Here is a 21619-nt window from a genome sequence, read left to right as displayed (position 1 = left end):
AGCCGGCGGTCCGGCCCCAGCCCGCTGGCGACCGGGTGCTCCAGTCCACAGCCGGCACGTCGCGCAAGAGTGGGAGCCACCCGGCCTGGCGCCACGCGCTGCCGTGGCTGGTGCCTTTGTTCATCGTCGTGGCCTGGGAGCTGGCCTCGCGCAGCGGCTGGCTGTCCAGCCGGGTGCTGCCCGAGCCCTGGGCGGTGCTCACGGCGTTCTGGACGCTACTGCTGTCGGGCGAGTTGGGCGAGCACGTGGTGGTGAGCACCGGGCGCGCCTTCGCCGGCCTGGCCATCGGCGGCAGCCTGGGACTGCTGTTCGGGCTGCTCACCGGCAGCTTCCGGCGCGCCGAGACGCTGCTGGACACCACCTTCCAGATGCTGCGCAACATCCCGCCGCTGGCGCTGATCCCGCTGGTGATCCTGTGGTTCGGCATCGGCGAGGGCGCCAAGCTGTTCCTCGTGGCGGTGGCGGTGTTCTTCCCGATCTACCTCAACACCTTCCACGGCATCCGCTCGGTGGACCGCGGCCTCATCGAGATGGCGCGCAGCTACGGCCTCAGCGGCTGGCCGCTGTACCGCCACGTGATCCTGCCCGGCGCGCTGCCGTCGATCCTGGTGGGCCTGCGCTTCTCGCTGGGCCTGATGTGGGTGCTGCTGATCGTGGCCGAGACGCTGTCGGCGCAGTCGGGCATCGGCTACATGACCATGAACGCGCGCGAGTTCCTGCAGACCGACGTGGTGCTGGTGGGCATCGTGCTCTACGCCCTGCTGGGCAAGGCCGCCGACCTGGCCGCCCGCGGCCTGGAGCGCTGGTGGTTGCGCTGGCACCCGGCCCACCAGCAGCGCTGATCCGCACCTCTTTTTCCGAACGGACTTCCCATGCAACTCGAAGCCATTCCCTTCGGCGCCGTGCCGCGCGCCGCCTTCGTTGCGCAGCAGCCGGCCGGCGGGCACGACGCGCGCCCCGCCTCGGCGCGCGGCGCGGAAGTGATCGTGCAGGACCTGGGCAAGAGCTACGGCGGGCGCCCCGTGCTGCAGGACGTGACGCTGCGCCTGGCCCCGGGCGAGTTCGTCGCCATCGTCGGGCGCAGCGGCTGCGGCAAGAGCACGCTGCTGCGCCATGTCGCCGGGCTGGAGCAGCCCGACGCCGGCACGCTGCGCGTGGCGGGCGACGCCGACGGCCAGGGCACGCGCATCATGTTCCAGGACGCGCGGCTGCTGCCCTGGAAGAGCGTGCTCGACAACGTCGCCCTGGGGCTGCCGCAGCGCGAGGGCCGCCAGCGCGCGCGCCGCGCCCTGGCGCAGGTGGGGCTGGTCAAGCGCGCGCTGGAGTGGCCCTCGGTGCTCTCCGGCGGCCAGCGCCAGCGCGTGGCGCTGGCGCGCGCGCTGGTGCACGAGCCGCGGCTGCTGCTGCTGGACGAGCCGCTGGGCGCGCTGGACGCGCTCACGCGCATCGAGATGCAGCAGCTCATCGAGGCGCTGTGGCACGAGCACGGCTTCACGGCGCTGCTGGTCACGCACGATGTGACCGAAGCCGTGGCGCTGGCCGACCGCGTGGTGCTGATCGAGGATCACCGCATCGCCTTCGACGAGCACGTGCCGCTGCCGCGCCCGCGCTCGCGCGCCGACCCCGCCTTCGCCGCCTTCGAGGACCGCGTGCTGCAGCGGCTGCTGCGCCCGTCGCCCGCCCGGGCGTTGGCCGAAGCCACCGCCGTCTGAGCCGGCGGCCCCGTTTTCAGGAGGAGAAGCATGTCCATCGCCGCCATCAACGTGCGCAACCAGTTCCGCGACAAGGTGATCGAGGTCATTGCCGGGCCGGTCGTGTCCGAGGTCGATATCGAGACGCCCGGCGGGCTGATCGTCACCTCCGTCATCACCAGCCGCTCCGTCAAGGAGCTGGGCCTGGTGCCGGGCAAGGAGGTCATCGCGCTGGTGAAGTCCACCGAAGTGTCGATTGCCACGCTATGAGCGCCGCTCGCCTGTTGATCGTGCCGGGCCTGCACGACAGCGGCCCGGGCCACTGGCAGAGCTGGCTGCAGTCGCGCCATCGCGGCGCGCTGCGCGTGCGGCAGGCCGACTGGGACGACCCGCAACTGGAGCGCTGGGCCGACACCATCGCGGCGACGCTGCGGCAGGCCGGCCCGGCGCGCTGGATCGTGGCGGCGCACAGCTTCGGCTGCCTGGCCTTGGCGCGGTACCTGGCGCGGCACCCGGACGCGCCCATCGCGGCGGCGCTGCTGGTGGCGCCGGCCGACCCGGACAAGTTCGGCGTGGCGCCGCTGCTGCCGCAGCACGCGCTGGGCGTGCCGGGCCTGCTGGTGGCCAGCGACACCGACCCCTGGATGAGCGCGCCGCGCGCGCTGGAATGGGGCCAGCGCTGGGGCCTGAGCACCTTCAACCTGGGTGACGTCGGCCACATCAACATCGAATCCGGCTTCGGCCCCTGGCCCTTCGCGGGCCGCTGGGTGCATGCCATGCAGCAGCGCCAGGCCCGCCAGGCGCGCATCCGGCATGCGACGCCGCGGGAGTGGCGCTTCGCGACCTGAGCGAGCCGCCTCACCGTCACCGCCTGTCGCGCGCCGCGGCGCGCCCTGCATGGCGGCACCCGGTGCGGGGTGCATGCCCTGGTCCGGGCGCCGTGGTTGCTGCTGCACCGAGGCTGCCCGCCCATGCGGCAGCCTTTCCCACTTCGCTGGCCCATCGCGCCCCGCAGGGCGGCAGGAAGTGGCTTCGCCCGTGCAAGAACGACAAGTGGAGACATGCCGATGACGTTCCCGAGCCCTTCCTGGCGCCGGCGGCTGCTGGCGCTGGCCCTGCTGGCGGGCCTGGCCGCGCCGGCACTGGCGCAGCGCGCCAACATCCTGTTCATCCTGGTGGACGACATGGACGTGGAGCTGCCCCAGCACATGCCCAAGCTGCGGCGCCTGCTGGCCCAGCCCGGCGCGAGCTTCGAGAACAACTTCGTCAGCCTGTCCTTGTGCTGCCCCTCGCGCGCCACCACGCTGCGCGGGCAGTTCTCGCACCACACCGGCATCTTCACCGGGCACTGGCCCGACGGCGGCTTCCTCAAGTTTCACCGCGACGGGCTGGAGTCCTCCACCGTGGCGACCTGGCTGCAGGGCGCGGGCTACCGCACCGCGCTGATCGGCAAGTACCTCAACGGCTACCCCAACGTGGAGGACGGCGGGCGCAGCTACGTGCCGCCGGGCTGGAGCTACTGGTTCAGCCCCAACGCCGGCACGCCCTACAACCAGTACAGCTACCGCATCAACTTCAACGGCCGCACGCTCAGCTACGGCAAGGCCCCGGAGCATCACCTCAACGACGTGCTGCAGGCGCAGGCCAACGCCTTCCTGCGCGACGCGGCCAAGACGCCCGCGCAGCCGTTCTTCCTGGTCCTGACGCCCTACCTGCCGCACGGGCCGGCCACGCCGCCGCCGCGCTACGCCGAGGCGCTGCCCTGGGTGAAGGCACCGCGCACGCCCTCGTTCAACGAGGCCGACATCAGCGACAAGCCCCGCTGGATGCGCAACCGCACGCTGCTGACGGCCGCGGACATGGCCGACATCGATGCCTTCTACCGCAAGCGCCGCCAGTCCACGCTGGCGCTGGACGACATGGTGGAGAGCCTGGTGCGCACGCTGCGCGCCACCGGCGCGCTGGACAATACCTATATCTTCTTCAGCTCGGACAACGGCTTTCACCAGGGCCAGCACCGGCTCAAGGAAGGCAAGGGCTGGGCCTTCGAGGAGGACATCCGCGTGCCGCTGGTGGTGCGCGGCCCGGGCATCCCGGCCGGGCGCAAGGTGCGGCAGCTCACGGCCAACGTCGATTTCGCACCCACCTTCGCCCAGATCGCGGGCGTGGCGCCGCCGGAGTTCGTGGACGGCCGCTCGCTGGTGCCGCTGTTCGCCGGCCCGGCGCCGGCGCGCTGGCGCCAGGCGCTGCTGTTGCAGAGCCCGACCAGCCTGGAAGTCGTGCCCGAGGCCGGCAACCCGGGCTCGGAAGCGGGCGTGCTGGAGCCGGCCGAGGACCGCGAGGCGGCCGCGGCCAACCCGGTCTGGAAGAACCACCTCTACCACGGGCTGCGCACCGCCTCGAACTACAGCTTCGCGCTGTACGAGAACGGCGACGGCGAGTTCTACGACCTGGAGACGGACCCGTACCAGCTCGCCAACCGTTACAAGTCCATGCCGCCGGCGCTGAAGCAGGCGCTGACGCGGCAGCTGCGCACGCTGCGCGGCTCCGCCGGGCAGGCGCTGCGCAACGCGGAGGAAGTGGCGGTGGGTCGGCGGCCTTGACTCCAGGTACTCCGGGAAACGTCATGGTCCTCGCCGGAAGGCGTCCTGAATTGGTCAGCTTTTCCAAACAAAGACCCCAATGCATGCAGCCATTGTCCAGCTCTCCTGGCCAGTTCGACATTGGGCGCGTTTCTGCCGGCAGCGCCCGGCTCAGTCACCCACGGCCTGCCCCGCGTAGCGCCGTATCGAGGCCAGCGTGACCGTGAGCGCCCCCTCCAGGCGGGCCAGCGCCTGCCGCGGCGGCTCGCCGGCGCGCAGCGCCTGTTCCACTGCGGCGGCCGCCGCCGCCACGCCGTCCAGCGCCAGGGTGGCCGCCGCGCCCTTGAGCTTGTGCGCCAGCGCCGCGGCGGCGCCGGCCTCGGCCGTGCCCAGGTCGTGGATGCAGTTCGCGAACTCCTGATCGAACACGCGCAGGCAGCGTGCGTAGAGCGCCGGGTCGTCCCAGATCCCCACGCCGCGCGCGATGTCCAGGCCGGGAAAGCCGGCATCGGCATCGCCGGCACGCCGGCCGCCATCGGCCGGCCCGGGGAACGGCGGCGTCCCGGCGCGTCCCGGCGCGCCGGGACGCCCGGTGAGCCGCAGGATCACGGCCACGGCCGCGGCGACGTTGATGGGCTTGGCGATGAAGTCGTCCATGCCATTGGCCCGCGCCGCTTCCTGCTCGGACTGGAAGGCGCCAGCGGTGAGCGCCACCACCGGCAGCCCGGCCAGGGCCGGCATGCTGCGGATGGCGCGCGTGGCCTCGTGGCCGTCCATCACCGGCATCTGCACGTCCATCAGCACGATGTCCACCGCCCTGCCATGCGCGCGCAGCCAGTCCAGCGCCTGCTGGCCGTCCTGCGCCAGCGACACCCGCGCGCCCTCGGCGCCGAAGATGCCCTGCGCCACCTCGCGGTTGATCTCGCTGTCGTCCACCACCAGCAGGTGCAGCCCCCGCAGCGGCGCCTGGCCGGTGCCGGCCGCCTGGCGCAGCGCCTCGCGCGCCACGGGGCGGTCGTCGGCGCTCGGCACCTCCAGGCCGGCCATCGGGGTGCCGGGCTCGGCGGCCGGGGCCGGCGGCTCCTCGCGCCGCAGCTGCACCGTGAACCAGAACTCGCTGCCGCTGCCCGGTACGCTGCGCAGGCCGATCTCGCCGCCCATCATCTCCACCAGCCGCCGGCAGATGGTCAGGCCCAGGCCCGTGCCGCCGAAGCGGCGCGTGGTCGAGGCGTCGGCCTGCGAGAAGGGCGCGAAGATTTCCCGCTGCTGCCGCGGCGAGATGCCGATGCCGGTGTCGCGCACCACGAAGCGCAGCGTGAGCTTGGGCCCGTCGTCGGCCTCGATGCGCAGGCTCACGTCCACATGCCCGCGCTCGGTGAACTTGATGGCGTTGCCGGTCAGGTTGACCAGAATCTGTTCCAGGCGCAGCGCGTCGCCGCGCAGGTGCTGCGCGCCGGGCGGCGGCGGGTGGATCACCAGTTCCAGGCTCTTGGCCCCGGCCGTGGCGGCCATGACGGTGGAGAGGTTGTCGAGCACGTCCGCCAGCTCGAAGGGCGCGTCCTCCAGCTCCAGGCGGCCGGCCTCGATCTTCGAGTAGTCCAGGACGTCATTGATGATGCCCAGCAGGGTGCGCCCGGCGTTGTGCACCTTGCGCACCAGCTCGCGCGCGGCGGCGGACAGCGGCTCGCGCTCCAGCAGGTAGACCAGCCCCAGCACGGCGTTCATGGGCGTGCGGATCTCGTGGCTCATGTTGGCCAGGAAGTCGCTCTTGGCCCGGCTGGCGGCCAGCGCCTCGTCCGCGCGCCGGGACAGCGCCTCGTTGAGCCGCGTGCGCTCGGCCAGCAGCTGCTGGATGGCGGCATGGGCGCGGGTGCGCTCGTCCAGCGCGGCCTGCTGGCGCTCGGCGGCGCGGTAGATCAGCACCGTGGCGATGGCGGTGAGCGCCACCACCAGGCCGCCCAGGGCCGACAGGGTCAGGGCGTTGTCGCGCCACTCGCCCAGGTAGTCCTCGGTGGCCAGCCCGATCAGGACGTAGAAGGGATAAGCCTGCAGCCGGCGGTAGGCGTTGCTGCGCTCGATGCCGTCCAGCGGCGTGGTGGCGACGTAGGTGCCGCCTTCGGGCGCCGCCTGCAGCACCCGCTGCAACTGGGCCGAGACGTTGCGGTTGCCCACCGCATCCCGGGTTGCGGGATGGCGGTGCACCAGCGCCAGGTCCGTGGTGCGGATGGTGGCGGCGCCATGCGGGCCCAGCGAGATCGCCGACAGGATGCGGCCGAGCTCGGCCGTGGCCAGGCCGGCATACACCACGCCGGCGAAGGAGCCGTCCGGCGCATTGAGCCGGCGCGCCAGCACGATGACCCATTGCTGCGAGATGCGTCCCTCCAGCGGGCCGGAGACGATCAGCGCCGGGGCCGCGCTGTCCCGCGCGCGGATGAAGAAGTCCTGGTCGGCCTGGCTCACCGGCGCGCTGCCGGGCTCGACGCCGAAGCGGACGATGCCGTCGGAGCCGGCCACCCGCAGGCTCACCGCTTCCGGCAGCAACGACTGCTGGTGCGCCAGGAAGCGGTTGAAGGCCTCGGCCCGCAAGCCGCGTTCCGCGGCCTCGCTCTCGTAGACCCAGGTCGCGGTCCGCAGCGCGACGTCGGTCTTGTCGAACACCGCGCTGAGCTGGCGGTCCACCAGCGTGGCGAAGTTCTGCGTGGCCAGCACGGCGCGCTCGCGCACCTGCCGCTGCTCGTAACTCAGCGCGTAGGCCAGCAGCACGCCCACCAGCAGCGTGATGGTGGCCACGAACAGCACATAGGGCTGCCACCGGGCGCGGCGTGCCGGCGGCGTGGGGGGTGGCGGCTCCGGCGCAAGGGCTGCGCCGAGGCCGGAAGGGACCGCGGTGTCGGCCATGCTCAAGCTACCTCGTCAAACCTCGTCAAAGGACAAGCTGACGCGCAGGGTACCGCCCTGGCCGGACACGCCGTCCAGCGCCGGCGTCCCGCCCAGGAGACGCGACAGGCTGGCGGCAGCCCGCCTGTTCCGGATCGGCAGGCCAACCCGGGCCCGGCGGCGGTGGTTGTGGCCGTCTCAGCGGCAAGCCGCGTACCCCGGGCACTGCCCGGGACGCCTCTGGAACAGCGCTGTCAAAGCTCGGCGTCCGCGGTGGCCGTGTCGGCCATCGCGCGCTCGACCTGCTGGCGGTTGAGCGGCGGCGCGAAGCAGTGGATGAAGTCGAAGACGAAGCCGCGCAGGAAGGTGCCGCGGCGCACCGCCAGCCGGGTCATGTTGGTGGCGAAGAGGTGGCGCGCGTCCAGCACCACCAGGTCCTTGTCGCGCTCCTCGTCGCAGGCAATGGCGGCGATGATGCCCACGCCCATGCCCAGCCCGACATAGGTCTTGATCACGTCGGCGTCCATGGCCGAGAGCACCACGTCGAATTTCAGGTGGCGGCGCTGGAAGGCCTCGTCGATGTGGCTGCGGCCGGTGTAGCCGGGCTCGTAGGTGACGATGGGAAATTGCGTGAGCCGCTCCAGCGTCAGCGGCAGGCCCTGGGCGGCGTCCTGCGCCAGCGGGTGCTTCGGCGGCACGATCACGGCGTGCGTCCATTGGTAGCAGGGCAGCGCCACCAGTTCGGGAAAGCTCGCCAGCGCCTCGGTGGCGACACCGATGTCGGCCTCGCCCGCGAGCAGCATCTCCGCCACCTGCTGCGGCGAGCCCTGCTTCAGGCGCAGCGCCACCTCGGGGTAGCGGGTGCTGAAGTCGCGCACCGCCGGCGGCAGCGCGTAGCGCGCCTGCGAGTGCGTGGCGGCGATGGTCAGCGTGCCCTTGCCCTGGGCGGCGAACTCCTGGCCGGCGCAGCGGATGTTGTGCGCCTCCTGCAGCAGCCGCTCGATCATCGGCAGCACCGTCTCGCCCGGCGGCGTCAGCCCGGTCAGGCGCTTGCCGGCCCGCACGAACAGCTCGATGCCGATCTCCTCCTCCAGCTCACGGATCTGGCGGCTCACGCCCGGCTGGGAGGTGTGCAGCACCTCGGCCACGACGGTGAGGTTGAAGCCCTGGCGCACGGCCTCGCGCACGGAGCGCAGTTGCTGAAGATTCACGGCGGGAAAGGTCTATTGCTACGAAAACCGCATTCTGAAAGCTCAATATGCATAAGCATCGACTCTTTAAGGCTATGCAAATTCGGTTTTCGAATATGCCAGTCCTGCCCGCCAGCGCCGGCTGAGCCGGTCCGGCGCCGGACAGTGTCCCTGGCGTCCCGGGGCGCCTCCGTGTTCTCCCGCATCATGGCGGCCTGTGTTGACGGAGACTGGGATGCCGAGAGTGAGGAAGTCCGGGGTGGTGCTGGCCGTGGTGGGGCTGGGGCTGGGGCTGGCGGGTGTGGGCGCAACCTCCACGGCCCATGCCGACGAGGTGCTGGTGGCGGTGGCGGCCAATTTCAATGCGCCGCTGGCGCGCATCGCCGAAGGCTTCGAGGCCCGCACCGGCCACAAGCTCAAGGCCGCCGCCGCCAGCACCGGCAAGCTCTACGCGCAGATCGGTGCGGGCGCGCCCTTCGAGCTGCTGCTGTCGGCCGACGACGAGACGCCCGCCAGGCTCGAAGCCGAAGGCCGCGCCGTGCCGGGCAGCCGTTTCACTTACGCCATCGGCGAGCTGGCGCTGTGGAGCGCCCAGCCCGGGCTGGTGGACGCCCAGGGCGCGGTGCTGGGCTCGGATCGCTACCGGCACCTGGCCATCGCCAACCCCAAGACCGCACCCTACGGCCGCGCCGCGCTGGAGACGGTGCGCGCGCTCGGCCTGGAGGCCGCCGTCGCGCCGAAGCTGGTGACGGCCGAGTCCATCGCCCAGGCGCACCAGTTCGTGGCCTCGGGCAACGCGGAGCTGGGCTTCGTCGCCTGGTCGCAGCTGTCCGTGCCCGGGCAGACGCCCGGCGGCTCGTGGTGGCGGGTGCCGCCGAAGCTGCACCAGGAGATCCGACAGGACGCGGTGCTGTTGAAACCCGGCCAGGGCCGCCCCGCCGCGACGGCGCTGCTGGCCTACCTGAAGAGTGAGCCGGCGCAGGCCGTGATCCGCGCCTGGGGCTACCGGCTGCCCGACACGGCCGCCGTGGGTGCGAAGCCCGCCGGCAAGCCGTGACCGAGGCCGACTGGAGCGCCGTGCGCCTGACGACGGCGCTGGCGGGGCTGAGCACGCTGCTGCTGCTGATCGTGGGCACCCCGCTGGCCTGGGCACTGGCGCGCACGCGCTCGGGCCTGAAGCCGCTGTGGGCGGCGCTGGTAGCGATGCCGCTGGTGCTGCCGCCTACCGTGCTCGGTTTTTACTTGCTGCTCTTCATGGGGCCCGGTGGTCCCCTGGGCCGGTTGATGGACACGCTGGAGCTGCAGCGGCTGCCCTTCACCTTCGGCGGCCTGGTGGTCGCTTCCGTCATCTACTCGCTGCCCTTCGTGGTGCAACCGCTGCAGCAGGCTTTCGAGGCCATCCCCGAGCGCACGCTGGAGGCAGCGGCCACGCTGCGCGCCGGGCCGCTGGACCGCTTCTTCACCGTGGCGCTGCCGCTGGCGCGCCCGGGGCTGCTGACCGCCAGCGTGCTGGGCTTCGCACACACCGTGGGCGAGTTCGGCGTGGTGCTGATGATCGGCGGCAACATCCCCGGCCAGACGCGGGTGCTGTCCATGGCCGTGTACGACCACGTCGAGGCCGGCGAGATGGCCGACGCGCACCGCCTGGCCGCCGGCATGGTGGTGTTCGCGCTGACGGTGCTGGTGGCGCTGTACCTGCTGAACCGCGCGCCGCGCGAGGGAGATCGGGCGTGATCGAGGCCCGGTTGCGGCTGCAACGGCGCGATTTCGCGCTGGACGTGGCGCTGTCCCTGCCCGGGCGCGGCGTGACGGCGCTGTTCGGCCCCTCGGGCTGCGGCAAGACCACGCTGCTGCGCGCCATCGCCGGCCTGGAGCGCGCGGCCGGGCGCGTGGCGTTGGGCGACGAGACTTGGCAGGACGACGCGCGGGGCCTGTTCGTGCCCACGCACCGCCGGCCGCTGGGCTACGTGATCCAGGAATCGGCGCTGTTCGCGCACCTGGACGTCAGCGGCAACCTGGCCTACGGCCGGCGCCGCGCCGGCGAGGCCGCGCAGCGCCTGGCGCTGGAGCCGGTGATCGAGCTGCTGGGCATCGGCGGGCTGATGCGCCGCCGCGTGGGCACGCTCTCCGGCGGCGAGCGCCAGCGCGTGGCCATCGCGCGGGCGCTGGCCACCGCGCCGGAGCTGCTGCTGATGGACGAGCCGCTGGCCGCGCTGGACGCGCCGCGCAAGGCGGAAATCCTGCCCTACCTGGAGCGGCTGCAACGCGAGCTGGCGCTGCCCATCCTCTACGTCACGCATGCCCTGGACGAGGTGGCGCGCCTGGCCGACCACCTGGTGCTGCTGGAGCACGGCCGGGTGCAGGCCGCCGGGCCGCTGGCCGAGCTGCTGGCGCGCACCGACCTGCCGGCGCTGGTGCGCCACGGCGGCGGCGCGCCGGACGAGGCCGGCGTGGTGATCGAGGCCGAGGTCATCGAGCGCGACGAGGCCTACGGCCTGGTGCGACTGGGCTTCGGCGGCGGCACGCTGTGGGTGGGCGAAGGGCCGGGCACGGGCCTGGGCCAGCGCGTGCGCGCGCGCGTGCTGGCGCGCGACGTGAGCCTCACACGCCAGGCGCCGCGCGAGACCAGCATCATCAACGTGCTGCCCGCCGTCATCGAGCAGCTGCAGGCCGACCGCGGCACGGCGCTGCTGCAGCTGGCCCTGGGCGGCCGGGGCGGCACGCGGCTGCTGGCGCGCATCACCCGCAAGAGCTGCGAGGCCCTGGCGCTGCAGCCCGGGGACCAAGTGTTCGCGCAGGTGAAGGGCGTGGCGCTGATGTAGCGGCGCCGTGGCCTTGTCACGGAGGGCACCGAAGATGGTGCGCCGCGGCGGCGCCGCCCAAGCCCTCGTCTCGAAACCGCAACCAGGACATCGCCCATGACCGATCCCCGCCCCGCCACCGCCGCTGTGGCGCCGTCCTTCCTGACGCGCTGGAAGCGCGCCCTGCTGCTGGGCATGCCCGGCGTGCTGGTGCTGCCGCTGCAGTGGGCGCGCTTGCCCGTGGAGGCCCTGCCGCCGCCGCTGCAGGAGATGGGGCCGGTCGTGCGGGCGCTGCTGTCCATGGTCAATCCGCTGCTGATCCTGCTGGTGCTGGCCGCCGTGGGCGCCGCCGTGGCGCACCGCGCCGGGCTGCGCAGCGTGTGGGTGCAGCGCGTGGCCGGCGCGGATGCCGGCCCGGCGGCATCGGCCCGGCTGCGCGCGCAGCTGCTGCAGGCCGTGCTGATCGGCCTGGCGCTGGCCGTGCTGCTGTATGGCGCGGACCGGCTGCTGCTGCCGCGGCTGGGCGCGCCCGGGGCCGCGCTGCTGGCGCAGCAAGCCGCCACCGACGCCTCGGCCGCCCTGACCGGCCTGGCGCTGGGCCTGCTGTACGGCGGCTTCACCGAGGAGGTGATGCTGCGCTGGGGCGTGATGAGCCTGGTGGTGTGGTTCATCGGTGCGCTGCTGGCGAAGCTGCGCCGCGCGCCGGCCGGCGCTTCCGCGTCTTCGCCCGCGCCTTTGGCGGCCTGGACCGGCATCGGGGTCGCGGCTGTTCTCTTCGCCGTGGGCCACCTGCCCGCGCTGGCGCTGGCCGCCGACATCACGCCGGCGCTGGTGGCGCGCACGCTGGCGCTGAACCTGCTGGGCGGGATGGTCTACGGCGGGCTGTTCTGGCGGCATCACCTGGAAAGCGCCATCGCGGCGCACGCGGCCACGCATGTGGGCTTCGCGGTGTTGAAGCTGGTGTAGGGCGGCGTACTGCACAGCGGGCCCGGTCCTGCAAATCCCGTCGGGGCGCCTCGCCGCGCGATCTCCCTACACTCCCGCCTCCGCGCCCTCCCGGGCCGTCCCCTTGCCCCGAGCTGTAAACCCCATGCAGATTGAATCCCTCCGCCAGCGCCTGCGCGACCTGGGCGCGCGGCCCGTTCATGAGCAGCACCTGCTGCGGCTGTGGACGCGCGCGCTGCCGCTGGACACCACCACCGTGCGCCGCCCGGAGCATTGGCTGCCGGCCGAAGTGCGCGCCGCGCTGCCCGGGCTGCAAGCCGAACTGAACGGGCTGGCCACGCTGCGCTCGGCGCACCCCGGCGCCGACGGCTCCGTGCGGCTGCTGGTGGACCTGCACGACGGCCAGGCGGTGGAGAGCGTGCTGCTGCCGCGCGGCGGCGTGTGCGTCTCCAGCCAGGTCGGCTGCGCCGTGGGCTGCGTGTTCTGCATGACCGGCAAGTCGGGCCTGCTGCGCCAGGTCGGCAGCGCCGAGATCGTGGCCCAGGTGGCGCTGGCGCGGGCGCAGCGCGAGGTGAAGCGCGTGGTGTTCATGGGCATGGGCGAGCCCTCCCACAACCTGGACAACGTGCTCGAAGCCATCCAGCTGCTGGGCACCGCCGGCGGCATCGGCCACAAGGAGCTCGTGTTCTCCACTGTCGGCGACGAGCGCGCCTTCGAGCGGCTGCCCACGCTGGCCGTGAAGCCGGCATTGGCGCTGTCGCTGCACACCACCGATGCCGCGCTGCGCGCCCAGCTGCTGCCGCGCGCCCCGCGCATCGCGCCCGAGGATCTGGTGGAGGCGGCCGAGCGCTACGCGCGGCTCAGCGGCTATCCGATCCAGTTCCAGTGGACGCTGATCGAGGGCGTCAACGACACCGACGCCGAGCTCGAAGGCATCGCCCGGCTGCTGCAGGGCAAGTACGCGATGATGAACCTCATCCCCTACAACACCGTCCCGGCTCTGCCCTACCGGCGCCCGGACGGCGAGCGCGCCGCCGAGATGGCGCGCTGGCTCAACCGCCGCGGCATCCTCACCCGGCTGCGCAACTCGGCCGGGCAGGACGTGGACGGCGGCTGCGGCCAGCTGCGCGCGCGCGCCCTCGACGGCCAGGCCACCGTGGCCGTGCACCGACGCCCCGCCGCCCCGCGCCTCGAACAGGAGAACGCATGCTGAAGATCGATTTCGTTTCCGACATCGCCTGCCCCTGGTGCGCCGTCGGCCTGTACGCGCTGGAAAGCGCGCTGCGGCAGCTGCCCGACGTGCCGGTGCAGATCCGGCTGCAGCCCTTCGAGCTCAATCCCGCCATGGGACCGGAGGGCGAGGACAGCACCGAGCACCTGGCGCGCAAGTACGGCCGCACCCCGGCCCAGCTCGAAGAAACCCGCGCCTACCTGCGCGAGCGCGGCGAGGCCGTGGGCTTCAGCTTCGGCCCGCGCACCCGCATCTGGAACACCTTCGACGGCCACCGGCTGCTGCACTGGGCCGGACTGCAGGGCCGGCAGCTGGAGCTCAAGCGCGCGCTGCTCAAGGCCTACCACGCCGACGACCTGAACCCTTCCGACCCGGCCGTGCTGCTGGCGGCGGCCCGGGAGGCCGGGCTCGACGAGGCCGAGGGGCGGCAGGTGCTCGAGGAGGGCCGCTACGCCGAGGAGGTGCGTGAGCAGGAACACCGCTGGCAGCGGCTGGGCATCCAGTCGGTGCCGTCCGTGATCGTGAACGAGCGCTACCTGATCCAGGGCGCGCAGCCGCCCGAGGCTTTCATGCAGGCGCTGCGGCGCATTGCCGACGAAAGCGGCACCGCGGCGCCCCATTGAGCCGACGCGCCACCGCCAGCGGCGCGTCGGGCCTGCCGCGCCGCTGAAGCCTTGCCGGCCTCGGTGCCGGGCGGGCGCGACGCCCTGCTACTCGACGGCAGCCGCCGCGCGCACAAGGCGCGGTTCGCCCTCGGACGGCCTCATGCGGCTCCAATGCGGTGTCGCGTTCACAGGGCGGGGACTGTTGGGATCGTTGCCGTCCGGCACCACCATCCGGAAACGTTCCGGTGAAATGTCGAAATAATCCCCGGCCTGCACCTGGACAAGGTTCCAGGAAAAATGCCGGTCCCGGTCCGCATGCTCGATGGCTTGAATGCTTGGATATTCAAAGACGATATCGGCAAACAACCGGCTGTCGCGAACCGCGGCCAATTTCCTGCGGAACGAGAGGCACATTTCCGTGTCATTGAAAGATTTTCCCAGAGCGAGCGCCTCGGCACAGCCTCGGGCCGGTTCTACCGGAACCCGGTACGAAAGCATGATGCCGGCCTTGGCAAATGCCTGGGCGCAAGACTCCAGCGCCGCGGTTTCGGGCAGCGCCGCGGCGGGAAACTCGACCATGACGCTTCTGGGCTTGGCCTTCATTTCCTCGACCGAGCGTGCAAGCTGTTCGCACTGACCGGGCGCCATTGAACCCTGCGCGCGCAGCCAGAGAGCCATTTGCCGGTTTGCCGCAATCTGCAGGATTCTCGGCAGGACCGGCGCCAGCGCAAGCGCGGTCGGACCAGGGCCGGCGGCCTGGCCCCCTTCAGTCAAATCAAGCTGCAGGCAGTCGGAAACCAGGCTGCCTCGCAACGCCGCGCCCAGCGTTTGGGCGGGCCCATAGCAGACCAAGCCCATGCCTTTGGATTTATGCCGGTTGAGGACATGAACTGCGGAAGCAAGGTCCTTGCTTTCGAAAGCCTTGCGGCCCGGATTTTCAGGCAACTCCAAGCCCGGACGGTCAATTCTCAAATACTCGATGCCTGCGGCCGTCTGCCGCACCATGATGGGCGGATGAGCCGTTTTCTCGCCGACCACGGCGGTGGGAATGAGCTTTGCGGCGTCGCGCGGCTCGATGCGGGCGCCCAGCAAGTCCAGCAGCGTACTCGGCACTTGGGCCAGCGTGGAACTGTTGGCCGACCGGGACAGGCCGCTGTATTTTTGGAACAGTTCCTCGTGCGCCCGCCTGGCGGCATCATTGAAGTACATCACCAGCGGCACACGCGCCATCTCGTGGGTGAAACGCGACGATTCATGCCCCCGCCCCGTGTAAATGGATTCGCCATGATCTGAAAAATAAACAAGGACGATGGGCTGCACCGAGCGCCTGACCAACTCGATGATTTTGCAGAGTGACTCATCGATATACTTGACCGCCGCATCGTATTGTTCGAGATCCTTCAGGTGGTTGCCCGAAAAACCGAACAGAAGCGCTGGAGCGATGCCCTCGTACTGGCGATCGACGGGGAGTCGGTAAGCCGGCGGAATATTTTCGAAATATTTTCCATGGCCGGCATAGGAATGCAAAAAGGTCACTCTTGCCGGCAAGCTCAGCCCCGCTCCCGCCGGCTGCACCTGCTGCAGGAAGAACTCATGGTCCCAGGGCCGCTTCAAGGCCACGTCACGGCTGCCGGCCAATTCCGATCGGATACTGAAAGTCCGGCTCGCATTCTTGAAAATGATGGAAGACGCCTGGTTCCAGGTGCCTGCCTTGCCTTGATTGCTGATCAGCGCCGTCGGGATGCCATTGCTTTGCAGCACATCGATGATGGAAAGCCGTCGCCGGGCATTGATGGGCAAGTAGTTTTCCCGAGTGTCAACGGCAAAAGACAAGGCCTCCAACAATGAAAAACTGGTATGGGTGTGGGTCGAGAAGACATCATGAAAAACCAGCAGATTGTCGGCCTCTTCATGCAGGCGCTTCAAGTTGGGCGTGGTATTCCTGCCATAACCGTAGACCGACATGTTCATGACCGAGGTGGACTCGCCGATATAGACCACGATCTTGATATCGTTGCCGGTACCTGCGATGCCGGGCACGGGCGTGTCAAAATTCTTTTTCAGTGAAGAAAAAGAGTTTGAATTGCTCAGATAAAATCCCGTCGTGACTCCGACCACGCGGAGCACGGCGATACAGATGGCCACCGAGGCCACCACGACGGGCAGCCGATAATCAATTTCCCCGCCGGAATGGCGCCGCCCGGACACCGTCTGCATGCCCCAAAATGCAGCCAAAGCGACGGCAACGACAGGCACGAAATTGCCCAGGCTCCAATCGGGCGTGACGACCTCCCGCAAGGTCGTGAACCAGAACATGGCTTCATGCCAGTCGAAATTCTGGGCCTCCGCAAAGGAATCCGAGCCCAGGGAATGGAAATATTCCGTCACCGAGTCATGGAACGCCATCCACGTCCACCCCGCCAGGACGCTGAAGGCCGCCGCGGTCCGCTGCTTCTTCTTCAAGAGAACCAACGCCAACAGCAGGGCGCCAGCCAGAAAAAACTCCCGCCGCGTCCAGATGGCCACCTGCCGGAGTATGGGTTCGACCTGGGCCTGAAGCTGGGCAATCCAATCCTGTTCGCTCATCGCCCCCTCCCCTGCCCCGCTTCAGCCCCGGACACCAGGCGGTCCGCAAGACAAGATCAAGCGTTTGTCTCTGTGAGATCCATACCGATCCCAAAGCCGGCGACGCGAGAACTTGCGCACCTGCTGCGCTTTACCTCGCGGAACCCAGCGATTCGGCGCAAAGCAGCACCAACCCATACTGGCAAGCGTTGCCACGCCATATTTTTCCAGGCGGCGTACTCGTATCAAACTCACGCCCAAGCCGATTCCGAGGCGCACCGCCAATTTACGACTGCAGTGTCACACAGCGAACACAAAACATTTTCCATTTGTGATCATGTGAAACAGCCGGAATGAAATCCGACTTGCTCGTGGCGGCTGCGGAGGCGGGAGTGGGATGGGCGCGAGAATGCCGGGAAATTTGAAGGGTTATGTCGGAAGCTCGACGCGCCGGCAGCGCTTACGGAGCCGGCAAGGCCCGCTCCAGGTCGGCCAGGGCTGAGCGCGCCGTCTCCACCAGCGCCTCCACGGCGCCGGCCAGGCGCAGGACCAGTACCGGGTCGGGCGTCCCGGCGCTGCGCAACTGCTGCTCCAGCAACGCGGCGGCATGCCGTACCGGTTCCGCGAACAGGGTGCCACCCACGCCCTGGAGCTTGTGGGCCAGCAGCGCCAGGGGCTCGTGGTCCGAACAGGCCAGCTGCCCCCGCAGCAGCGCGGCCGAGCCGGCATGGTTGTTCAACAGGATCTCCAGGATCTGCCGGACCGACTCGGGCCGGCGCAGCCGCCTCCACAGTGCCTGCCAGTCGATGACCGGCGTCGCCTCGGCCACCCGCGAGGTGCGCGGGGCCGGCCCGGCCGCGGCGCCGTTCTGGGACCGGCCCACGGCCTTGAGGATCGCGGCGCAGAGCAGGTCCGCATCCACCGGCTTGGTGAGGTGCTCGTCCATGCCGGCGTCCAGGCAGCGCTGCCGTTCCTCGGCCAGCGCGTAGGCCGTGAGCCCGATCACGGGCAGGCCGGGATACAGGCTCTTGCAGCGCCGGGCCGTGTCGTGGCCGTTGAGCCCGGGCATCTCCACGTCGGTGATGAGCAGGTCGAAATCCGCCCGCTCGGCCAGGGCCCGCAGCGCCTCCAGGCCGCTGTCGAGCACCACGCACTGCGCGCCCTCTTGTTCCAGCAGGTCGCGCAGCACCCAACGGTTCACCCCGTCATCCTCGGCCGCCAGGATGTGCAGGCCCGCCAGCCGCCGCGTGCCCGGCGGAGCCGGCAAGGGCTCCGGGCTTTCGGCGCCGCACGGCGCGGTTTCCGTCACCGGGATGCGCAGCCGGAAGCACGACCCCCGGCCCGGCTCGCTGCTGACATCGATGCGCCCCTGCATCAGGTCCACGATGCGCTTGCTGATGGACAGCCCCAGGCCGGTGCCACCGAAACGCCGCGTGGTGGAGCTGTCGGCCTGCGTGAAGGGGCGGAACAGCTGCCGCATCTGCTCGGGGTTCATGCCGATGCCCGTGTCCCGCACGGCAAATTCCAGCCAGCGCTGCTCCTGAACCCGGTCGCTCGACACCTGCAGCCGCACGCTGCCCCGCTCGGTGAACTTGATGGCGTTGCCCAGCAGATTGACCAATACCTGCAGCAGCCGGGTCTCGTCGCACAGCACGGCTTCGGGCACATCGGCGCCCCACTCCACCCGGAAGTCGAGCTGCTGCTGCAGCGCGCGGTGCTCGGTCAAGCGCATGGCGCGCTGGATCAGGCTGGGCACATGCACCGGGCGCGATTCCAGGGCCAGTTTGCCGGCCTCGATCTTGGCCAAGTCCAGGATATCGCTGACCAATTCCAGCAACAGCCGGCCGGAATCCTGGATCTGCTTCAGATAAGGCCGCGCCGCCGTGAGCTGGGCATCCCGCGTGGCGATTTGCGCCATGCCGATGATGGCGTTGAGCGGCGTGCGGATCTCGTGGCTCATGTGCGCCAGGAAGGCACTCTTGGCCGCATTCGCCGCCTCGGCCGCGATCCTGGCCGCCTCCAGCTCGGCGGTGCGGCTTTCGACCAGCTTCTCCAGCAGGGCCTCGGTGCGCTGCTGCTCGGTCTTGCGGTCGGTGATGTCCATGTGCATGCCCGCGGCACGCAGCGCGCGGCCCTGCTCGTCCCGCTCGATCACCTGGCCGCAATCGAGCACCCAGACGAGATGGCCGTCCTTGTGGCGCAAGCGGTGTTCGGATTCATAGAAAGGCGTCTCGCCGCGCAGGTGCGGATCGAGCGCGGCGCGGATGCGGGCCCAGTCCTCCGGATACACCAGCTCGGTCCAGCTCTCCACGCTGGGCTGGATCTCGTCCGGGCGGTAGCCCAGCATCGAGCACCAGCGCTCGTTGAACAGCACCGCGCCGGTCTTGACGTTCCATTCCCAGGTGCCGACGTTGGTGCCGGTGATGATGTTGCGGTAGCGCGTGGACAGCTCGCGCAAGGCCGCCTGCGGCAGGCGCACGCCGGTGACGAAAATGCCGTAGTAAATCAGCGCGCAGCCCGTGGCCTTGTAGACATGGCCGAGCACATTGAATATGTCGGTGACGTTGGCGTAGAGCGTGAAAAACAACTCGGACAGGGCCATCGTCCAGGCGGCGGCGGCCATGAACGCCAGGTTGGAGGAATCCTCGATCCAGGCCCGCCACACCAGCCTAAAAGCCGCCGTCGCGAACAGCACCACCAGCACATATTCGAGGCCGACCTTGAATGCGGTCAGCCCTTCGCCAGGAATGAAGGTGCGGGGCAGCAGCTCCAGGTGCCACAACCCGACCCAGTAAACCAGGCCCGCCAGCGCCAGCCCCGCCACCAGGCCGAGCACGCCGCTCAGCGGCCGGGTGGGCCGCGCGGGCAGGAAAGCGAACAGCAGCAGCGCCAAAGCGGAAAACACCCGGGCCACTAGCCAGAAATAAATGCCCTTTTCCGGGCCGCTGGGCGTCACGAACACTGGCATGCCCTGGTAGGACAAGGTATGCGCGAAATCGATGGTGGCGACCAGCAGAAAACCGATGCCCAGCCACAGCATGCGCTGGTCGCCCTCCCGGTGCAGCGTCCAGGTCAGGGCGAAAACCATGGCCGCGATCGCCATGGCGGCGAATTCAAGAAGAATGTGCAGGGGCAAAAAATGCTGCGAGGCCAGAAAGAAATTGTCGGCCGGCAACCAGAAACCGGCGAGCAGAAACAAGGTGAGCAGGCCGATCCCCATTTTCAGCCCGGTCATGGTGCGTTCTTTGACCACGTTTTCTCTTGTTCGGTATTCGTTCTGTTTTCAAGAAGCGGTGCCACTGCCATGCCGCCGGCCTGTGCCGGCATCCGGGCTGTCTCCTGCCCGGATGCCGCTGCCCACGCCTGCCCGGCGTGAACCGAGCGCGATTGTGGTGCGCGGAGCTGACGCGCCCTTGAAATGCCTCAAGGCGGGCTCCGGCGTGCAAGAAATACAGCGTCGCCAGCCAGGACCGCGGCAGTGCGGCCCGTGGCGCGTCAGGGCGTGCCCAGCAGTTCCAGCGTCCTCCCATCCGGCCCGTCATAGAACCGCTCCAGCGCCTGCCGGAACAGCGGCTCCTCGGGTGCCACGGCGGCGAACAGCGTCATGCAGGAGCGGAACTTCAGGTCGTCGGGGGAATGGAAGATGGCGTGCGCGCTGCGCGGCGCGGGCACGCCCAGCACCAGCGCCGTGCACTCGCGCAGGCGCGGGCCCAGCAGCGGGTGGCGCCAGTAGGCCAGCGCCTCCTCGCGCGAGGCCAGGCCGTAGTGCAGCGCCGTGGCGCTGCGGCCCAGCGACTTGAGCTGCGGGAACACGAACCACATCCAGTGGCTGCGCTTGTCGCCGGCGGCCAGCTCGGCGCGCACGTGTGCCAGCACCGGGTCCTGCGCGGCGACGAAACGGTTCAGGTCGAAGGGGTCGTCCATGGCGGCTTCCTGGAAGCCCCCGCCCGCCGCGCGCCTGGGGTCAGGAGCCGCTGGGCGAGAGCTGGCGCGAGCTTGCCGCATCGGCCGGGGCGCCGGACGCATGTCCCTGCTTCGCGGCACCGGCCAGCTCGTTGCGCACCACCGCCAGCACGCCGGCCACGACCAGCAGCAGGCCCAGGAAGGCCCACGCCGAGGGACGCTCGCCCACCACGGCAACGGCCAGCATGAAGGCCACCACCGGTTCGCCCAGCGTCAGCGTCACGGCCGAGGCGGCGCTGACGTGGCGCAGCGCATGGCTGAACAGCAGGTAGGCGATGCCCGCGGTGACCACGCCCACGTAGAGCACGGCCAGGCCGTCGGCCCAGCGCAGCGCCAGCGCGCCGGACTCCCACCACGCCGCCGGCACGGCCAGCGCCGCCGCGACGACGAAGGCCTGCAGCGTCACGGCCGAGGGCGCCAGGCTGCGCAGCAGCCGCTGGCTCAGCAGCGTGTAGGCGGCGTAGGACAGGCCCGAGAGCAGGCACAGCACCACGCCGCCCAGCGCGACGCCACCGGCCGTGCCGCCGCCGGCCAGCGTCATCAGCACGCCGCCGCCCACGGCCAGGGCCGTGCCCAGCCACCAGCCGGCCGCGGGCACCTGCCGCGCCAGCAGCGACTGCAGCACGCCGGCCCACACCGGCCCGCTGCCCAGCGCGATGGCGGTGCCCACCGCCACGCCGGCCCCGCGCACGCCGGCAAAGAAAGTCAGGTTGTAGGCCGCCATGCTCAGCCCCGCGCCCAGCAGCGCCGGCAGCGGCAAGGGCACGCTGCGCGCCGTGGCTGGCGCTAGACCGCGCCCGCGCTGCGCCGCAAAGCAGCAGGCGAAGAAGGCCGCCGCCACCAGCAGGCGCAGCGCGCCAAACCACAGCGGCGACAGCGCACCCGTGGCCAGGGATTGAGCGGTGCCCGTGGTGCCCCAGAGGGTGGCGGCCGTCAGCACCAGGACGACGCCGGTTTTGGGATCGCTGTTCATGCCGCGCAGGATGCGGCGGAACACGGGGCGGAAATGTCTAGAAACTCGCGTCCTGCCGTCGCGCGGTGCCGGCCCGAAGCTCGTTCAAGCTTCCCATGGCGCCCTGCACGGCGTCCCCCGCCATGCCGTCGGCGGGCCGCCTTGTTCTTGCAGGCACGCGCCGTAAATCGCCACCGGGCATGTCCCGCCGCCATGC

General features: G+C 70.5%; 18 protein-coding genes. 12 read left to right on the top strand and 6 right to left on the bottom strand.

Translation table 11 applies throughout. The features are described 5' to 3' along the window. Window positions 1-35 precede the first annotated feature (35 nt). The 5 genes from ssuC (at window position 36) to HHL10_RS21875 (ending at window position 4294) form a co-directional block, all read left to right on the top strand. Window positions 36-842, top strand: a complete 807-nt coding sequence (gene ssuC, locus HHL10_RS21895) for an aliphatic sulfonate ABC transporter permease SsuC (protein ID WP_375138972.1) — start codon at window positions 36-38, stop codon at window positions 840-842. A gap of 30 nt (window positions 843-872) precedes the next feature. After that, window positions 873-1712: an ATP-binding cassette domain-containing protein gene (locus HHL10_RS21890; RefSeq protein WP_169162527.1), complete on the top strand. Its 840-nt coding sequence runs from the start codon at window positions 873-875 to the stop codon at window positions 1710-1712. A 30-nt stretch (window positions 1713-1742) separates the two neighbouring features. Then, window positions 1743-1961 carry a TOBE domain-containing protein gene (locus tag HHL10_RS21885; RefSeq protein ID WP_169162526.1) on the top strand — a complete coding sequence of 73 codons (219 nt, stop codon included), beginning with the start codon at window positions 1743-1745 and terminating at the stop codon, window positions 1959-1961. Then, entirely contained in the window at window positions 1958-2539 is a 582-nt protein-coding gene (locus HHL10_RS21880; protein WP_169162525.1) for an RBBP9/YdeN family alpha/beta hydrolase, read from the top strand. Before HHL10_RS21885 ends, HHL10_RS21880 begins: the two co-directional genes overlap by 4 nt. 219 nt (window positions 2540-2758) lie before the next feature. After that, a complete protein-coding gene (locus HHL10_RS21875) occupies window positions 2759-4294 on the top strand; it encodes a sulfatase family protein (protein WP_169162524.1) in 1536 nt (511 codons plus the stop codon). A 150-nt stretch (window positions 4295-4444) separates the two neighbouring features. On the opposite strand, the gene HHL10_RS21870 is transcribed toward HHL10_RS21875, so the two are convergent. Both HHL10_RS21870 and HHL10_RS21865 read right to left on the bottom strand, forming a co-directional pair. Beyond that, complete coding sequence (locus tag HHL10_RS21870; RefSeq protein ID WP_169162523.1) at window positions 4445-7171, bottom strand: hybrid sensor histidine kinase/response regulator; 2727 nt, start codon at window positions 7169-7171, stop codon at window positions 4445-4447. A gap of 233 nt (window positions 7172-7404) precedes the next feature. Beyond that, window positions 7405-8361: a CysB family HTH-type transcriptional regulator gene (locus HHL10_RS21865; RefSeq protein WP_169162522.1), complete on the bottom strand. Its 957-nt coding sequence runs from the start codon at window positions 8359-8361 to the stop codon at window positions 7405-7407. Between the two features lie 214 nt (window positions 8362-8575). On the opposite strand from HHL10_RS21865, the gene modA reads away from it, so the two are divergent. From modA to HHL10_RS21835, 6 genes are all read left to right on the top strand, one after another. Continuing rightward, a complete protein-coding gene (modA, locus tag HHL10_RS21860) occupies window positions 8576-9397 on the top strand; it encodes a molybdate ABC transporter substrate-binding protein (protein ID WP_169162521.1) in 822 nt (273 codons plus the stop codon). Next, window positions 9394-10074 carry a molybdate ABC transporter permease subunit gene (gene modB, locus HHL10_RS21855; RefSeq protein ID WP_169162520.1) on the top strand — a complete coding sequence of 227 codons (681 nt, stop codon included), beginning with the start codon at window positions 9394-9396 and terminating at the stop codon, window positions 10072-10074. The genes modA and modB overlap by 4 nt, the downstream gene beginning before the upstream one ends. Further along, window positions 10071-11162, top strand: coding sequence for a molybdenum ABC transporter ATP-binding protein (modC, locus tag HHL10_RS21850; protein WP_169162519.1), 1092 nt, complete (start codon window positions 10071-10073; stop codon window positions 11160-11162). The genes modB and modC overlap by 4 nt, the downstream gene beginning before the upstream one ends. Window positions 11163-11258: 96 nt before the next feature. Further along, on the top strand, window positions 11259-12107 hold the full coding sequence (locus HHL10_RS21845; RefSeq protein WP_169162518.1) for a CPBP family glutamic-type intramembrane protease: 849 nt from the start codon (window positions 11259-11261) through the stop codon (window positions 12105-12107). Between the two features lie 124 nt (window positions 12108-12231). After that, a complete protein-coding gene (locus HHL10_RS21840) occupies window positions 12232-13299 on the top strand; it encodes an RNA methyltransferase (RefSeq protein WP_169162517.1) in 1068 nt (355 codons plus the stop codon). Next, complete coding sequence (locus HHL10_RS21835) at window positions 13293-13940, top strand: DsbA family oxidoreductase (protein WP_169162516.1); 648 nt, start codon at window positions 13293-13295, stop codon at window positions 13938-13940. The genes HHL10_RS21840 and HHL10_RS21835 overlap by 7 nt, the downstream gene beginning before the upstream one ends. An 87-nt stretch (window positions 13941-14027) precedes the next feature. Here the strand turns inward: HHL10_RS21835 and HHL10_RS21830 are convergent, their stop codons facing one another. After that, window positions 14028-16508 (bottom strand): phosphoethanolamine transferase, encoded by a 2481-nt coding sequence (locus tag HHL10_RS21830; protein WP_169162515.1) that lies wholly within the window; start codon window positions 16506-16508, stop codon window positions 14028-14030. A gap of 439 nt (window positions 16509-16947) precedes the next feature. Next, window positions 16948-19575, bottom strand: coding sequence for an MASE3 domain-containing protein (locus HHL10_RS21825; protein WP_235971712.1), 2628 nt, complete (start codon window positions 19573-19575; stop codon window positions 16948-16950). Between HHL10_RS21825 and HHL10_RS30685 the strand changes: the two genes are divergently transcribed. Beyond that, window positions 19474-19863: a hypothetical protein gene (locus tag HHL10_RS30685; RefSeq protein WP_235971719.1), complete on the top strand. Its 390-nt coding sequence runs from the start codon at window positions 19474-19476 to the stop codon at window positions 19861-19863. The two genes, HHL10_RS21825 and HHL10_RS30685, sit on opposite strands and share 102 nt — an antisense overlap. Before the next feature lie 119 nt (window positions 19864-19982). Here the strand turns inward: HHL10_RS30685 and HHL10_RS21820 are convergent, their stop codons facing one another. Both HHL10_RS21820 and HHL10_RS21815 read right to left on the bottom strand, forming a co-directional pair. Continuing rightward, window positions 19983-20411, bottom strand: coding sequence for a DUF1810 domain-containing protein (locus HHL10_RS21820; protein WP_169162513.1), 429 nt, complete (start codon window positions 20409-20411; stop codon window positions 19983-19985). Between the two features lie 40 nt (window positions 20412-20451). After that, window positions 20452-21423 carry a DMT family transporter gene (locus tag HHL10_RS21815; protein ID WP_169162568.1) on the bottom strand — a complete coding sequence of 324 codons (972 nt, stop codon included), beginning with the start codon at window positions 21421-21423 and terminating at the stop codon, window positions 20452-20454. Window positions 21424-21619 lie beyond the last annotated feature (196 nt).

The organism is Azohydromonas caseinilytica (assembly GCF_012927045.1).
Lineage (GTDB): Bacteria > Pseudomonadota > Gammaproteobacteria > Burkholderiales > Burkholderiaceae_C > Azohydromonas > Azohydromonas caseinilytica.
The sequence above is the reverse complement of the archived record's forward strand: the minus strand, read 5'-3'. Positions and strand labels throughout refer to the sequence as shown.